The organism is Paracoccus sp. SCSIO 75233 (genome assembly GCF_027912675.1).
Lineage (GTDB): Bacteria > Pseudomonadota > Alphaproteobacteria > Rhodobacterales > Rhodobacteraceae > Paracoccus.
Genome location: NZ_CP115757.1, coordinates 3,214,251 through 3,229,359 on the forward strand (window position 1 = coordinate 3,214,251; position 15,109 = coordinate 3,229,359).

Here is a 15,109-nt window from a genome sequence, read left to right on the forward strand (position 1 = left end):
CGTGAGAGGCAGTCATGGCAAATCCCGAGCGGTTTTCGAACCTGCCGGAATACGCGTTTCCGCGCCTGCGGACGCTGTTGTCGGGCATAGAACCCGGCGGCGAACCGATGGTCCTGACCATTGGCGAGCCACGTCATGGCATCCCCGATTTCGTCGCCCCCATCATGGCGGAGAATATCGCGCTGTTCGGGAAATACCCCCCGAACGAGGGCAATCCGCCGATGCTGGCCGCCATCTCCGGCTGGCTGTCGCGCCGCTACGGCCTCGATATCGCGCATGATCAGATCACCAGCCTCAACGGCACCCGCGAGGGGCTGTTCAACGCCGCCCTCGCACTCTGCCCGGAGCGCAAGAACGGCAAGCAGCCCGCGATCCTGATCCCGAACCCGTTCTATCAGGTCTACGCCGTCGCCGCCGCCGCCGTGGGGGCGGAACCTGTCTTCGTCCCCGCCACCGCCGATACCGGCCACCTGCCGGATTTCGCAGCACTTTCCGCCGATCTGCTGGATCGCACCGCCATCGCCTATATCTGCTCGCCCGCCAACCCGCAGGGCGCGGTCGCGGATGAGGACTACCTCGAACGCCTGCTGACGCTGGCCGAGCAGCATGATTTCCTGATCTTCGCCGATGAATGCTATTCGGAGATCTGGCGCGACACGCCGCCCCCCGGAGCATTGGCGACCGCCACCCGCATGGGCCTGCCCGACCGGGTGGTCATGTTCAACTCGCTCTCGAAACGCTCCAACCTTCCCGGTCTGCGCTCCGGCTTTGCCGCAGGCGGGCGGGAGGCGATCCGTCAGCTCCGCCAGCTTCGCAGCTATTCCGGCGCGCCCCTGCCGCTGCCCGCCCAGATGGTCAGCGCTGCCGCCTGGAATGACGAGGACCACGTCACCGCCAGCCGCGCACTCTATCAGCGCAAATATGCGGTCGCAGACCGGGTGCTGGGCAATGTGCCGGGCTATCAGCCCCCGGCAGGCGGCTTCTTCCTGTGGCTGCCGGTCCCGGATGGGGAGGCGGCGGCAAAAACCCTCTGGCGCGAGGCGGGCATTCAGGTGCTGCCCGGCGCATATCTCTCGCGCGAGGTGGACGGGCAGAACCCCGGCCAAGGATATATCCGCGTCGCACTGGTCGCGACCGAAGACGAAACCGAACGGGCGCTCGAACGCCTGAAACAGACGATATTCGAGTAAGGGCAGGATTATGGCGAGCTGGCAGGCAAAACAACGCGATCCGCTGTTTGACCAAAACACGCAGGCCGCATTGGAACGGCGCGGGAAAGAGCTGATCGGGGCGGGTCTGATCGTCCTTGCGGCGATGCTCTCGCTGATCCTGTGGAGCTGGTCACCCGACGATCCCAGCTTCCTTGCCGCAACCGACCAGCCGCCCGAAAACCTGCTCGGCCGGTTCGGTGCCTATGTCGCGGCACCGCTGATGATGATCGCCGGATACGGCGTCTGGGGTCTGGTGCTGGGCGCGCTTGTCTGGGGCCTGCGCCTGATGCTGCATAAGGGGGAGGAGCGGCTGATGCGCGGCCTGTTCCTGCCCATTGCCGTCGCCCTCGGCTCCGTCTACTGCGCCTCGCTGGTGCCGCCTGCGGGCTGGCAGGAAAATTTCGGCCTCGGCGGCCATTTCGGCGACATGATGATGGGCGGGCTGATGAATATGCTGCCCTTCGGCCCCGCCGCCTCGCTGAAATTCGGTGCCCTGCTGATGGCGCTCGCCGCACTCGCATTCTACGGCTTCGTCCTCGGCTTCGACCTTGAAGAGCTTCAGCGCCTGCGCAACTGGCTGTTCGTCGGCCTTGTCACCGCCTATGCAATCCTGCTGAACCTGCTCGGCAAGGGCGCGCAAGGTGCGGTCGGGGCCGCGCGCGGCGTCAAGGCCCGGGCCGCCGAACGCGCGCAATCCGACGACACCGCCGAACAACCCGACGAACCCCGCCGCGGTCTCTTCCGCCGCAAACGCCAGCGCGACGAATGGGAGGCGGAGTCCGAATTGGTCGAACCGCAGGCCCATGATGCCGACGCCCCGACCGATGAAGAAGTCAGCGCCCGCATAGGTGACGCGATCAACGCCCGTGGTGGTGCGGGCAACCTGCTCAGCTCTGTCACCCGGCGGCTGAACGCCCGCCAGCAGGACAGCGCCCTGCATGACCCGGCCAATGACGCCGCCCCGGTCGAACCCGCCGACCCGCAGCCTTTCGGCGCGGACACCGCCCGTGTCGTCGTCCCGGCGAAGAAGCCCGTCGCCCCCTCCCGTCAGGCACAGGCGGAGGCACAGCCCGCCCTGCGCTTCGACGAAACCGGCAACCAGTTCGAGAAACCGGCGCTCTCGCTTCTGACCGAACCTTCGACCATCGAGCGCCACCGCCTCTCGGACGAGGCACTGGCCGAAAACGCCCGCATGCTGGAGGCGGTTCTGGACGATTACGGCGTCAAGGGTCAGATCACCGCCGTCCATCCCGGACCCGTGGTCACGCTCTATGAACTCGAACCCGCGCCGGGGCTGAAAGCATCGCGTGTGATCGGGCTTTCCGATGACATCGCCCGCTCCATGTCGGCATTGTCGGCGCGTGTCTCCACCGTGCCGGGGCGCACCGTGATCGGGATCGAACTGCCGAATGCGCGCCGCGAAAAGGTGCTGCTGCGCGAAATCCTGTCGGCAAAATCCTATGGCGATGCCTCCTATCCGCTCCCGCTGGCGCTCGGCAAGGATATCGGCGGCGGCCCGGTCGTCGCCAACCTCGCCAAGATGCCGCATTTGCTGATCGCGGGCACCACCGGCTCGGGCAAATCCGTCGCCATCAACACCATGATCCTGTCGCTCCTCTACAAGCTGTCGCCCGAGGACTGCCGGCTGATCATGATCGACCCGAAGATGCTGGAACTGTCGGTCTATGACGGCATCCCGCATCTGCTCTCCCCGGTTGTGACCGACCCGAAGAAAGCCGTCGTGGCGCTGAAATGGGTCGTGGCCGAGATGGAGGAACGCTATCGCAAGATGTCCCGCATGGGCGTCCGCAATATCGAGGGCTATAACGGCCGCGTCCGCGAGGCGCTGGCGAAGGACGAGTTGTTCAAGCGCACCGTCCAGACCGGATTTGACGAAGATACCGGCGAACCGATCTTCGAGACCGAGGAATTTCAGCCCGAAACCTTCCCCTATATCGTCGTCATCGTCGATGAGATGGCCGATCTGATGATGGTCGCGGGCAAGGAGATCGAGGCGTGTATCCAGCGTCTGGCGCAGATGGCGCGCGCCTCCGGCATCCATCTGATCATGGCGACGCAGCGGCCTTCGGTCGATGTCATCACCGGCACGATCAAGGCGAACTTCCCGACCCGGATTTCCTTCCAGGTCACGTCAAAGATCGACAGCCGCACCATCCTGGGCGAACAGGGGGCGGAGCAGCTTCTGGGTCAGGGCGACATGCTCTACATGGCCGGCGGCTCGCGCATCACCCGCGTTCACGGACCGTTCGTGTCGGATGAAGAGGTCGAGGAGGTGGTGAACCATCTCAAGAGCTTCGGCCCGCCGGAATATAAATCCGGCGTCGTCGATGGCCCCGAGGATGAGGTCGCGGGCGATATTGACGCCGTGCTGGGTCTCGGCAATTCCGCCGATGGCGACGATCAGCTTTACGATCAGGCGGTGATGATCGTGGCCAAGGACCGCAAATGCTCGACCAGCTATATCCAGCGGAAACTGGCCATCGGCTATAACAAGGCTGCGCGCATCGTGGAACAGATGGAAGATCAGGGCGTCGTCAGCGCCGCCAACCATGTCGGCAAGCGCGAAGTCCTCGTCCCCGAAATCTGACACCACCCCGATATCCCATTCTAACCTCCAAACCCCGTAGGGTGCGCTTCAGCGCACCATCCCTCCCGTGCACCACTCCCTCCCACGCACCACTCCCTTCCGGTCGCACCCCTTTCCATGCCTCCCCGGTGCACAGCCTGTGTACACCCTGTGCACCGCCCGTGTACGCATGACACACCAAAATCCCCAGCAATCACTGCCCCAAACCGCCCGCACCGCGCAACGGCACCCGATGCAACGCCCGCACCCGTTGCACCCCACCCGCATATATTCGCCGATACCCCGGATCGCGTCCCCGTTCCTGCTGGCGAATGCCGTTTGAACCTGTCAAACTGCGCGCATGACGGTCTGGCACACCCATTTCCTGAACGCGCGCAACAGCGTGACCCGGATCCTCCCGGAGGTCCGGACCTCCATCCGCGCTGCAATCAGCGCCGCCTCCGACCATGTCGAATTGCCCCGCATGGACCTCGTCATCCGCACCGGAACCGAGGTCATCCCCGACTGGGGCGTCGCCGGAAACTGCCCCGCTCCGGGCCTGATAAACCTGACCATAGACCCCGATCGCTACAACCCGGATTATGTGGTTCGCACACTCGTTCACGAATTCCACCACCTGATTCGCTGGGACGGTCCGGGCTATGGAAAATCGCTGGGCGAGGCGCTTGTCAGCGAAGGGCTCGCCGGTCATTTCGTCCTTCAGGTGCTGGGCGGAAAGCCGGATCCGTGGGACGCCGTGAACCCTTCGCAGGGGCTCGCCCGCCGCGCCTCGAATGAGTGGTCGCGGCTCGGTTACGATCACGCCGAATGGTTCTTCGGCAGCGGCAAGATCCGCAAATGGTCCGGCTACGGCCTCGGCCACCGGCTGATCGCGGAACATCTCGCCGCGCGCCCCGATCAGACCCCGGTCACCCTCGCCACGGCCCGCGCCGACGATTTCCGCAGCGCCATGCGCAGCCTCGCCAAAACCGATGGCGAAGCCCCGGCGGAAGACGAAGAAACCCCGGCGGAAACCAGCGAAACCTGACCCCGCGCGGCCCTTTCAGCCTGGCCCAAATATCCCGGGGGTCCGGGGGTAGCACCCCCGGCCTCGCGCAGAAAACCTCAGCCTTTCCTGAGATGCTCGCGCCCCAATATCTCCGCGATCTGCACTGCGTTCAGCGCCGCGCCCTTGCGCAGATTATCCGCCACCAGCCACAGATTCAGCCCGTTCTCGACCGTTGAATCCTGCCGGATGCGCGACACGAACGTGGCGAAATCCCCGACCGTTTCCGTCGGCGTCACATAGCCGCCATCCTCGCGCTTATCGACGACCAGCAGCCCCGGTGCCTCGCGCAGGATGTCGCGGGCCTCGTCCTCGTCGAGGAAATCCTCGAACTCCACATTCACCGATTCTGCGTCGCCCACAAAGACCGGAACCCGCACGCAGGTCGCTGACACCCGGATCGAGGGATCGAGGATCTTCTTGGTTTCCGCCACGATTTGCCATTCCGCCCGGCTCGCCCCGTCTTCCATGAACGCGCCGACCTGCGGGATCACGTTAAACGCGATCTGGCGCGGCAGATGCTCCGGCTCCACCTCCTGACCGGGCACATACATGCCCTTGGTCTGGTTCCACAGCTCGTCCATCTGCTCGTTCCCGGCACCCGACACCGCTTGGTAGGTGGAGACGACCACACGCCGCACCCGCGCCCGGTCATGAAGCGGTTTCAGCACCGCGACCAGCTCCGAGGTTGCCGCGTCCGGGCAGGCGATAATCATCTTCTCACGGTAGGTCTCGATCGCCGCGGCGTTCACCTCCGGCGCGACCAGCGGGATGGACGCATCCATCCGCCATGCCTCTGAACAGTCGATCACCACGCATCCCGCCTGTGCCGCGACCGGCGCGTATTTGCGTGCGTCCTCCGGGCCCATTCCGAACAGGGCGATATCGCAGCCCTCGAAGGCGAATCCGTCGATGTCACGGGTTTTCAGCGTGTCGTCGCCATAGCTCACCTCGGTTCCCAGCGAGCGGCGGGGGGCGAGCGCGATCACCTCATCCGCCGGAAACTCCCGCTCCGAAAGAATATTCAGGATTTCACGGCCAAGATTGCCCGTGGCCCCGGCAACAGCGATTTTGTAGCCCATCAGGAAGCTCCTTTGTCTGATCCGGGGATATAGGCGCGACAACAGGTCGGCGAAAGGGCAAAGCCCGCTCAGGCCCCCAGATGACGCCGCCTGATGTCGGTTGCGGCGGCGAATGCGTCCGGGTCGCCGCCCCAGACATGCCGCCCGCGCGCGATCAGCGTGATCCGGTCGGCCAGTGCGGTCGCGAAGCGGATATTCTGCTCGACGAGGATCATCGTCAGCCCTTCAGCCCGCAGCTTTTGCAGCGCCTCGCTGAGTGCCGCGACCAGCGGGACCGCCAGCCCCTCCGTCGGTTCGTCCAGCAGCAGCAGGCGGGGCGAGGTCATCAGCGCCCGGCCAATCGCCAGCATCTGCTGCTCGCCGCCGGAAAGCGCGCGCCCCGGCGCGTCCAGCCGCCCGGCCAGACCCGGAAACAGATCGGTGATGCGCTGCACCGACCAGTCACCTTTCCCGATCCGCCCCGCCAGCGTCAGGTTTTCGCGCACGCTCAGGCTCCCGAAGATCTCCCGCCCCTCCGGCACCCAAGCGATTCCGGCGCGGGCGATCCGGGGCGTGGCCCAGGCAGTGATGTCCCGCCCGTCCAGATGGATTGCGCCCCCCGCCGGGGTCAGCAGCCCCATGATCCGGCGCAGCGTGGTGGTTTTGCCGGCACCGTTCCGGCCCAGAAGGGTGTGGATCTGGCCCGCCTCGGCGCGAAGGGACAGGCCGTCCAGAACCTGCACCGGGCCATATCCGGCGCTGATGTCGGTCAACTCAAGCATCGTAGATCGCCCGCAAGACCGCTCGTGCGCCCTCTGGCGCGCCGTGATAGATAAGCGCGCCGCGATCCATGACCGCGATCCGGTCCGCGATGGCGAAGGCCAGATCAAGGTCATGCTCGATCACGATCATGGTCAGCGCGCGCGGCAATCCGGCGATCAGCCCGTGCAGCTCCTCAGCCCCGCCCGCGCCGATGCCGGAGGCGGGTTCGTCCAGAAGCAGCAAGCGCGGCGCCCCGGCAAGGGCCATCGCCAGATCCAGCCGTCTGCGGGTGCCGTGATCGGCGGCGGCAACCGGGCGGTCGAGATCGCTCAGATGCGTCAGCCTCGCCGCCTCCCGGGCCTTCGCCTCAAGCGCTGCGTCCCGCAAGGGATCGCGGCCCGGCCCGGTTCGACCAGCCGCAGACGCCGCGGCGAGGATCAGGTTTTCGCGCAGGCTGAACCCGTCAAACAGGCTCGTCCGTTGAAAACCGCGCCCGAGACCGGCGCGGGCGCGGGCATCGGCGGGCAGGGCGGTGACGTCGCGCCCGTTCAGCCGGATGCATCCCCGATCCGGCGCGATTTCCCCGGCGATCAGCCGCATCAGCGTGGTCTTGCCCGCGCCGTTCGGGCCAAGGATCACCAGCCGCTCGCCCGATGCCACACGCAGTGACAGGGGGCGGATCACCTCCACCCCGCCGAAGCTTTTGGCGATGTCGGCGATCTCAAGCATCGCGGCCCCGGTCGATCAGGCCATAGATCCCACGCCCGCCCGCGAGGACGACGGCGATCAGCAGCGCCCCGATCACCAGATGCCAGTGATCCGTCCAGCCAGCGGCCCAGTGCTTCAGCACGACGAAGATCGCAGCCCCGATCACCGGCCCGGTCAGCGTGCCGATCCCGCCGAGGATCAGCACCACAAGCGCCTCTCCCGAGGCGGTCCAGACCATCAATTCGGGTGAGACAAACTGGATATGCTGCGCCGCCAGAACGCCCGCGATCCCGGCAACGGCGGAAGAAAGCATGAAGCCGGTTGCCCGGATACGGGCGGGCGGCAGACCGATGGCGGCGGCGCGGGCAGGGTTGTCGCGCACGGCCTCCATCGCGCGCCCGAACGGGCTTCGCAGCAATGCTGCCGCCAGTAGAAATGCCGCGACCAGCAGCAGCAGCGCATAGGTCGCAAAGACCAGCGGGTCGCCGCTATCGGCCAGCGGCAGCGGCGGGCGCGGAATGCCGCCCATGCCGTTATCGCCGCCAAGCGCATCGCTGCGGAATGTGGCGGTCCAGATCATTTGGCCAAACGCCAGCGTCGCCATGATGAAGAAGATGCCCTGCGTGCGCGCCGATACCGCGCCGATCAGGCCGCCGGTCAGTGCCGCAGCCGCGATCCCCACAACCGCCGCAGGCCAGGGCGGCAGACCGGCCTGACAGGCAAGCACATAGCCATAGGCCGCAACCCCCATGATCGCGCCATGCGCCAGCGAGACCATGCCGCCGAACCCCGCAGCCAGATCCAGCGACAGGGCGAGTATCGCCAATATCGCGATCTCCGCCACCATCTCGCGCGCGAAGAAACCGCCAAGCCCCGCCCAGATCGCCAGCGCGGCAACCGTCAGCGCGAAAACCCCGCTGCGCATCGGCGTCAGGCGGAACATCAGCTTTTTGCCCCCGAAGCCAGCAACCCCTGCGGTCGCCAGATCAGGGCGGCGGCAAGCGCCAGATAGATCAGCACCGCGCTCGCATCCGGCCAGAGCGCTGCGCCGAACACCTCGATCACCGCAACGATGACCGCGCCCAGCATCGCGCCGGTGACCGACCCCATGCCGCCGATTACCGTGACGATCAGCGCCGGTATCAGCGCCGTCATCGCCATCGATGTGCTGGCGGAGACGATCGGCACCGCAACCACCCCGCCCAGCCCGGCAAGCGCGGCGCCAAGTGTGAACACGCCAAGGAACAGGCGTCCGGTGTCGATCCCGATGGCGCGCGCCATATCCGGGTTCTCGACGGCGGCACGCAGCGCCGCGCCGATGCCGGTCCGGTGGACGATCAGCCACAGCAGGATCGCAACCGCCGCGCCGGTCAGGATGACGAACACCCGGTAGGCGGGGTAGGGAACGCCAAGGATCCGCACGGTGCCGGACAGGGCTTCGGGTGCGGCCAGTGTCAGCGGCACGTCGCCCCAGACGATGCGCACCAGCTCAACCGCGATGAAGACCAGCCCGAAGCTGACCAGCACCTGCGGCATCGGCCCCTTGCCTGCGATCCGTCGCAGCAAACCCAGATGCAGCGCCGCCCCGGTCAGCCCGACGATCAGCGGCGAGGCGATCAGCGCAACCCAGAACCCGGCCTTTGCCGCGACCGAAATGCCGAGATATGCACCCAGCATATACAGCGCCCCATGCGCCAGATTGGCAAACCCCATCAGCCCGAAACTGACCGACAACCCGGCGGAGATCAGAAACAGCAGCGCCGCATATTGCAGCGTGTTCAGAAGCTGAAGAAGCCAGAACGCCGCCACTCAGCCCATCTCGCAGCCATTCGGGGCATCGCGAACTGCCTCGACGGTGTCCAGCAATTGGTGGGTCATTTCTCCGTCGCGGCTGACCGTCTCGAACACATAGACATTCTGGACGATGTTATTCGTCGCCGGGTCGATCTCCAGCGGGCCACGCGGGCCGGTATAAGCCACCTTGGGCAGGGCCGCGGCCAGTTCCGCGCGCCCCTCGGCCCCGGTTTCAAGCGCGCCGAGCAGCAGCCGACCCGCATCATATCCGGCCACGACATATTCCGAAGGCAGATTGCCGTCATGCTCAAGCGCATAGCTTTCGACGAAGCTGTCATTCTCCGCCGTGTCGAGCGAGGGCAAGTAATGCAGCGCCCCGATCACACCCTCCGCCGCCTCGCCCTGTGCGCGCAGGTAAAGCGGCGCGGTCAGAAAGCCGACCGAATAGAGCGGCAATTTCTCGCGCAGTCCGAAACTGTCATATTGCTTGACGAAGCTGATCGCGTCGGCGCCCCCGTAGAACACATAAAGCGCCTCCGCGCCCGAGGCTTGTGCCTTGGCAAGATACGGCCCGAAATCCTCGGTCTTGCCGAAGGGCGTGAAATCGCCGCCGACCACCTCTCCGCCGCCCGCTGTAAACGCCTCCGAGAACGCGCCGATCATCTGCTGGCCCGCCGCGTAGTCCGGTGCCAGCGTAAAGACCGAACCGATCCTCTGTGCCGCCATCCACTCCCCCATCGGGCGGTTGAGCTGGTCGTTGGAGAAGCTGACGCGCGTGATATAGGGCGAGCAGTCCTTGCCCGTCGCGTCGCTGTTCCCGGCATTGGCGACGATCAGCGGCACCTGCGCCTGATGGACCACGTCCCGCACAGCACCCAGCACCGCCGACGACACCACGCCGACCAACACATCCGCCTGATCCTGCATGATCAGCTTGCGCGCCCGCGTCAGCCCGGCCTGCGGCTTGGCCTCCGTATCCTCGCGCAGAATGCGGATGTCGTCGCGTGCGGCCTCGGTGATCGCCATGCGGAAACCGTCTTCGATATCCTGGCCGAGTGCCGCGTAATTGCCCGAGGCAGGCAGCAGCAGCCCGACCGTCGTCTCGGCGGCGGCCGGGGCCGCGAATGCGATCAAACCGGCGGCAATGGCATTTCTCATCGGGCGCTCCCCGTATCTGTTTCGTGACGCAGTGATAGGCGCAGCCGGGCCGGATTTCCAAGAGAAACCTTGCCGGTCAACAGGACGCCGCCCGAGAGGGACCATGCCGCCCGATCCCGCCCCGGTTCACGCCCCGCGTCACGCAGCGGGCAGCCGTTCAGATGATGGACCTAAGCGGCGCGCTTCCGGCTTTTTACCCGGCCCGAAACCGCAGACGACAAGACGGGACCGTTGCGCGGATCATGGTCACGGGTGTCACGCAGCATCGAAGCGGACCCCTTGTCGAAGGTCATACCGGGCGCACTGGCCCCTCCCGTAATCTGCCGCCTGCTGACCTGACACACGGGCTGCTCATTCTTCAAATGCCGCGCGATCAACCTGCGCAAAGCGGGTCCGCGAATGATCGGACGCGCTGGCTCCGGCTGATAATCCGGCGCGGCAAGGTCAGGCATCAGTTCCAGAATTTCATCGCGCGCGGCGCCGCCAAGCATTTTCAGCGCCTCCGGACCGGTGAACAGCGATTCGGTCTCCAGCCCGTTTGCGCAGATGATCTCGTGCCGGTCGAACAGCAGGTGAAAATATTTGATGCTCGTACATTCCTCAAGCAGCCGGACCCCGTCGAGCGCCAGTAATTCCTTGGCCGCCACCAGCACCTCCGAACTGCTGAACATGCGCCGGCATATCGGGGAGTTGAGCAGGACACGGTGCTGCTGGGACAGCATCAATTCGCGTTGCGGCCGGTCCGGCCCTAACGCCCCGACCTCGATCAGCACCGGCAACTGTCCGGTTTCTTTGGTGCCGAGTTGCTGAACGACACTGCGCGATCCGATCCAGCGGAGCGGTTGCAACCCGTGATCGCGCGTGCGGACAAGGTCGCCTTCCTGCAATGTGTCGATCTGGCGCAGCCCCGCTTCCGTCTCGACCAGAGTGCCTGCGGCGAAGCAGATGAAGCGATCATTATACCTCGTGGGATTGCGCGCCACGTCCTCCCGGTAGGAAGGTGCCAATTTGATCGATTTCAGCCGCGCCGAGCCGTAGCCCTTCGAGCGTAAATTTGTGATGACCCCATCGGGAAGCTGAAGCAGAAGCGTTCCATCCTGCAACAGGACGGAGGTGACGTTGACCTGGTAGCTGTTGTTATCGTCCATCGTCACCGTCGAACCGACATAGCAGCCGACGGATTGCACCTTCTGAAATGCCCCGTTGACCAGAATTCCCTCATTTGCGGAAGATCTGTCCGGGTCGGGCTTTCGATCATCGTCGCTCAGCAGGTTGTTGTCTTCGATCTGCGGGGAGCCGTTCGTCGCGCCGAGCCTTTCATTGTCCTGCCAGCGATAGCTGCCGGTATCCCACACCACTGCGTTGGAGCCGGTGAAGGAATAGATATTGTTCGCAAGCCCGTATAGCTGGCTTTGCGACATATTCGTTTCCGCCTTAAATCCCTCGAAATGATAGGTATGAAATTCCATGACTACGCTCTCGATACAAATGTCTTTTGATGCCGCTCCTGCTGCAACGGCAGAAAATACGAAGTGATGATTATTTGAATTGACGATTATTTTAAGCATTTGAATATATTGAAATATCGCAGATTTTTGTATGCTGACAAAGAGTTATTCCCCTTATTCCGCTGGCAACATGAATCTTATGCCATTCGATGGCTCCGGCCGGGTCAGGTGGATTTGGAGCATGATCTGTCCGGCGGAGTTTTCAGCTTCGGGCAGGCTTGTTTTCGCAGGTGGATTGGAACGAAAATCCTGAACCCTTTAAATCGGCGGAAATGCTTTTCCGCGATTATCTCGCTTGCCGCCGCCGCCGACCGTCATTGCGAGTGCCGGATTTCGGGCGGGCTATAGCCTTCCGGCTTTCCTTCCGGCCCGGGAAGGATGGGATTTGTCCCATATGCCCCCGGGTAGGCATATTGCACCAATCCCCGATCGGGCCTGCTTCCCGAATCAGGGCTTGCGAAGCAGCAGCACCGTGCCCGCAGGATCGGAGGTCCAGTGGCCCTCTGTCCCGTCCAGCGGCTCCAGCGTGTCGCGGCGCGGGCTGCCAAGCCGTTCGAGATCTTCGTCAGGATGATCCGACAGCAGTTCAAGCCAGATGTCGGTCTGGCTTTGATGCGGCACCTTATCGATCCACAGGACGATCTTTCCGAACGCGAATGCGACCGTCTCGCCGCTTTCTTTCTGGACCGTCAGCCCGACGCGGTCACGATAGAAGGCCACCGTGTCGGCCCATTTATGGGCGGGGACTTTCATGGCGATATTCTGGCCGGGTCGGATCATGGCGGTCGTCCTTCTGTCAGCTACAGATCAGCCGTTCCCGGAAGCTGATCTCCCGCGCGTATGTGATTGCGCGGCGTGCGGGGCCGGGCCTTTCGACCCGGCCTTGCAGCTCATTTCTCCGGCGCGACGATTGCGAAGCCTGCGCCCTGCGGGTCCTGGAATACGGCGATATAGGCCGGGCCGGGCACCTCGACCGGGCCGTGAAGCAGCTTGCCGCCTGCCGCTGTGATCTCCTCCGCCTTCGCCGCGCAGGAGCCGTTGGCGCCGAAATAAGGCAGCCAGTTCGGCACCGGCGCATTGCCCAGACCCATCATGGCGCCAATATCCTTCCCGTTGCGGCGGAAAAGCTGGTAGTTGCCCATCTCGCCCATCGGCATCGCCTCGCCCTTCTCCCAGCCCAGCAAACCGGCATAGAAGGCGAACCCGGCCTCGGGATCGCTGGTCATCAGCTCGTTCCAGTTGGCATGTCCGGCGCGGTTCTGATCGAAGGCCCCCGCGATTTCGCCCGATTCTATATTCGCGATCTGCTCATCTGTCATCTCGCTCATATTCGGCTGGAGCACGCCGAAAGCCGCGCCCTGCGGATCGGCAAGGATCGCGAAACGTCCGGTGCCGGGAATATCGCTCGGCTGACGGAAAACCCGCGCACCCTTGGCCGTCGCGTCCTCGCAGAACTCGTCGCAGTCATCGACGGAGAAATAGGTCATCCAGTTCGGCGGCATCCCCGCCACATCGTCGGGCATGTTCATCAGCCCGGCGATCATCGATTCCCCGATCCTGGCGAGGTGATAGGCAAACCCCTCCATCCCGGAATCGACCACGGTCCAGCCGAAAATCTTGCCGTAAAACGCCCCGGCCTCCTCCAGCTTGCCTTGCGTTGTCGTCAACTCGTACCAGCACGGGTTTCCGTGAAAATCCATCATCTCTCTCCTGTTACCGACCCCGAAAAGCCGTCAAAGCTCGTTTGAGTCCATGATCTTCTCGAACCCGCCCCACATCATCCGCATCCCGTCGAACGGCATCTCCGGCATTTCCTGCCCCTCGGTGTCGGCCATCATCTGCGCCGCCGCCTTGTCGCAGGCAGCCCGATCCGGCCAGAGCGTCCATGAAAACAGCACCACCTCGCCATCCTCGGCCTTGGTTGCGCGATACATGTCGGTTTTCTCGCCACGCGGTACGTCAACGCCCCAGTTCTCTGACGTTCCCAGACATCCGCCCTCAAGGAACATCGACCAGGCGTCGTCGGCCATCTTGAGATAGGCGTCCTTCTTCGCCTCCGGGGCTGCCAGCAGGAAACCCTGAATATACCCGGCCCCGTCCGGCGATCCCTTCTCATAGACCGGCTCGAACCCGCCAAAGATCATCCGGCTGCCGTCAAACGGCATCTCTGGCATGTCCTGCCCGGCCTCGCCCGACATCATCTGCCCCCAGGCAGAATCGGAGGTCGCCTTGTCCGGCCACTCGATCCAGCTATAGACGACGGTCTCGTCATCCTTGGCCTGCACCGCGTCGATCAGATCGGTGACCTTGCCCTTCTGCACATCGACGCCCCAGCCCTCGATCATCCGCACCGCGCCGAGGCTTTTGAAGATCGGCCAGCTTCCCTTCGCATGTTCAAGATAGGCGTCTTTGTTCGCCGTCGGCACCGCAGCAATCAAACCGGTGTAATAGGTCATCGCGCACTCTCCAAACTGGTCCATGGAATCACACCATGCCAATTGTGGTAGTAAAAAACAACTGATACTATGAAAACATGACCAATGATAACCGATCCGCACGACTGCGATATGACGATGGCTGCCTTGCGGCGCATTCCCTGAACCTGATCGGAGATCGCTGGGCGCTGCTGGTCGTGCGCGAGCTGATGTTCACCCCAAAACGCTTCCAGATGATCCGCGCCGGATTGCCGGGGATCACCGCCAGCGTGCTGACCGGGCGGCTGGCGCAATTGCGCGATGTCGGCGTGGTCGATCACGACACCCGGCTGGGCATCTACAGCCTGACGGAAATGGGCCGCGGCCTGCTGCCCGTGCTGGAGGCGCTGTGCCGCTGGTCCCTGATGGCCCCCGGCCACGATCCGCGCCGCTTCATCAGCCCCTCGGCCCTGATGATCTCCATGCGCGTCAACCTGATCCCCGACGCCGCGCAAGGGACAGACGCCCATGCCGGTTTCGATTTCGGAACCGAGGCGTTTGAGATGCGCCTGACCGGCGGCACCCTCGAAACCCGCCCGGTCAATACGCCCGATGCGCCGTTCGTCCTGAAAGGCACCGGCAACACCGTGGGCTTTACCGTCTACGGCGCCGCCCCGGTCGAGTTGATGATGAAGGAAGGTTTCATCTCGGCTGAGGGCGACCTGACCGCCGCGCAAAGCTTCGTCGACCTGTTCCGACTGGACAGAACCGCGTAGCGCACCCGCTTTTCCGGCGGCGTGGCGGCTGCATTACTGCGGCATGACGGCGGCGGCGAATATC

General features: G+C 64.3%; 14 protein-coding genes. 4 read left to right on the forward strand and 10 right to left on the reverse strand.

Features of this window, described 5'->3' with window-relative positions; genetic code table 11:
• Positions 1-14 precede the first annotated feature (14 nt).
• From PAF12_RS15570 to PAF12_RS15580, 3 genes are all read left to right on the forward strand, one after another.
• The gene (locus PAF12_RS15570; RefSeq protein WP_271107931.1) at positions 15-1,190 is read left to right on the forward strand and encodes an aminotransferase class I/II-fold pyridoxal phosphate-dependent enzyme; all 1,176 of its coding nucleotides are present in this window, start codon (positions 15-17) and stop codon (positions 1,188-1,190) included.
• A 10-nt stretch (positions 1,191-1,200) separates the two neighbouring features.
• A complete protein-coding gene (locus PAF12_RS15575; protein ID WP_271107932.1) occupies positions 1,201-3,819 on the forward strand; it encodes a DNA translocase FtsK in 2,619 nt (872 codons plus the stop codon).
• A 340-nt stretch (positions 3,820-4,159) separates the two neighbouring features.
• Entirely contained in the window at positions 4,160-4,846 is a 687-nt protein-coding gene (locus PAF12_RS15580) for a DUF2268 domain-containing putative Zn-dependent protease (protein ID WP_271107933.1), read from the forward strand.
• A gap of 77 nt (positions 4,847-4,923) precedes the next feature.
• On the opposite strand, the gene PAF12_RS15585 is transcribed toward PAF12_RS15580, so the two are convergent.
• The 10 genes from PAF12_RS15585 to PAF12_RS15630 form a co-directional block, all read right to left on the reverse strand.
• On the reverse strand, positions 4,924-5,946 hold the full coding sequence (locus PAF12_RS15585) for an aspartate-semialdehyde dehydrogenase (RefSeq protein ID WP_271107934.1): 1,023 nt from the start codon (positions 5,944-5,946) through the stop codon (positions 4,924-4,926).
• Positions 5,947-6,014: 68 nt separating this feature from the next.
• Positions 6,015-6,707 carry an ABC transporter ATP-binding protein gene (locus PAF12_RS15590; RefSeq protein ID WP_271107935.1) on the reverse strand — a complete coding sequence of 231 codons (693 nt, stop codon included), beginning with the start codon at positions 6,705-6,707 and terminating at the stop codon, positions 6,015-6,017.
• Complete coding sequence (locus PAF12_RS15595) at positions 6,700-7,416, reverse strand: ABC transporter ATP-binding protein (RefSeq protein WP_271107936.1); 717 nt, start codon at positions 7,414-7,416, stop codon at positions 6,700-6,702. The genes PAF12_RS15590 and PAF12_RS15595 overlap by 8 nt, the downstream gene beginning before the upstream one ends.
• A complete protein-coding gene (locus tag PAF12_RS15600; protein WP_271107937.1) occupies positions 7,409-8,338 on the reverse strand; it encodes a branched-chain amino acid ABC transporter permease in 930 nt (309 codons plus the stop codon). Before PAF12_RS15600 ends, PAF12_RS15595 begins: the two co-directional genes overlap by 8 nt.
• Positions 8,338-9,204, reverse strand: a complete 867-nt coding sequence (locus tag PAF12_RS15605; RefSeq protein ID WP_271107938.1) for a branched-chain amino acid ABC transporter permease — start codon at positions 9,202-9,204, stop codon at positions 8,338-8,340. Before PAF12_RS15605 ends, PAF12_RS15600 begins: the two co-directional genes overlap by 1 nt.
• Positions 9,205-10,347 (reverse strand): ABC transporter substrate-binding protein, encoded by a 1,143-nt coding sequence (locus PAF12_RS15610; RefSeq protein WP_271107939.1) that lies wholly within the window; start codon positions 10,345-10,347, stop codon positions 9,205-9,207.
• A gap of 170 nt (positions 10,348-10,517) precedes the next feature.
• Complete coding sequence (locus PAF12_RS15615) at positions 10,518-11,816, reverse strand: Hint domain-containing protein (RefSeq protein WP_271107940.1); 1,299 nt, start codon at positions 11,814-11,816, stop codon at positions 10,518-10,520.
• A gap of 486 nt (positions 11,817-12,302) precedes the next feature.
• Complete coding sequence (locus tag PAF12_RS15620; RefSeq protein WP_271107941.1) at positions 12,303-12,635, reverse strand: hypothetical protein; 333 nt, start codon at positions 12,633-12,635, stop codon at positions 12,303-12,305.
• A 110-nt stretch (positions 12,636-12,745) separates the two neighbouring features.
• Positions 12,746-13,555, reverse strand: coding sequence for a VOC family protein (locus PAF12_RS15625; RefSeq protein WP_271107942.1), 810 nt, complete (start codon positions 13,553-13,555; stop codon positions 12,746-12,748).
• A 33-nt stretch (positions 13,556-13,588) separates the two neighbouring features.
• On the reverse strand, positions 13,589-14,311 hold the full coding sequence (locus tag PAF12_RS15630; protein WP_271107943.1) for a DUF1428 domain-containing protein: 723 nt from the start codon (positions 14,309-14,311) through the stop codon (positions 13,589-13,591).
• Between the two features lie 77 nt (positions 14,312-14,388).
• Here PAF12_RS15630 and PAF12_RS15635 point away from each other — a divergent pair, with 77 nt between their 5' ends.
• The gene (locus tag PAF12_RS15635) at positions 14,389-15,045 is read left to right on the forward strand and encodes a helix-turn-helix domain-containing protein (protein ID WP_271107944.1); all 657 of its coding nucleotides are present in this window, start codon (positions 14,389-14,391) and stop codon (positions 15,043-15,045) included.
• Positions 15,046-15,109 lie beyond the last annotated feature (64 nt).

Coding starts and splice junctions, on each gene's coding strand:
- PAF12_RS15615 (WP_271107940.1), bottom strand. CDS start 11,816: ATGGAATTTCATACCTATCATTTCGAGGGATTTAAGGCGGAAACGAAT.
- PAF12_RS15585 (WP_271107934.1), bottom strand. CDS start 5,946: ATGGGCTACAAAATCGCTGTTGCCGGGGCCACGGGCAATCTTGGCCGT.
- PAF12_RS15630 (WP_271107943.1), bottom strand. CDS start 14,311: ATGACCTATTACACCGGTTTGATTGCTGCGGTGCCGACGGCGAACAAA.
- PAF12_RS15570 (WP_271107931.1), top strand. CDS start 15: ATGGCAAATCCCGAGCGGTTTTCGAACCTGCCGGAATACGCGTTTCCG.
- PAF12_RS15590 (WP_271107935.1), bottom strand. CDS start 6,707: ATGCTTGAGTTGACCGACATCAGCGCCGGATATGGCCCGGTGCAGGTT.
- PAF12_RS15625 (WP_271107942.1), bottom strand. CDS start 13,555: ATGGATTTTCACGGAAACCCGTGCTGGTACGAGTTGACGACAACGCAA.
- PAF12_RS15635 (WP_271107944.1), top strand. CDS start 14,389: ATGACCAATGATAACCGATCCGCACGACTGCGATATGACGATGGCTGC.
- PAF12_RS15580 (WP_271107933.1), top strand. CDS start 4,160: ATGACGGTCTGGCACACCCATTTCCTGAACGCGCGCAACAGCGTGACC.
- PAF12_RS15620 (WP_271107941.1), bottom strand. CDS start 12,635: ATGATCCGACCCGGCCAGAATATCGCCATGAAAGTCCCCGCCCATAAA.
- PAF12_RS15595 (WP_271107936.1), bottom strand. CDS start 7,416: ATGCTTGAGATCGCCGACATCGCCAAAAGCTTCGGCGGGGTGGAGGTG.
- PAF12_RS15575 (WP_271107932.1), top strand. CDS start 1,201: ATGGCGAGCTGGCAGGCAAAACAACGCGATCCGCTGTTTGACCAAAAC.
- PAF12_RS15600 (WP_271107937.1), bottom strand. CDS start 8,338: ATGTTCCGCCTGACGCCGATGCGCAGCGGGGTTTTCGCGCTGACGGTT.
- PAF12_RS15610 (WP_271107939.1), bottom strand. CDS start 10,347: ATGAGAAATGCCATTGCCGCCGGTTTGATCGCATTCGCGGCCCCGGCC.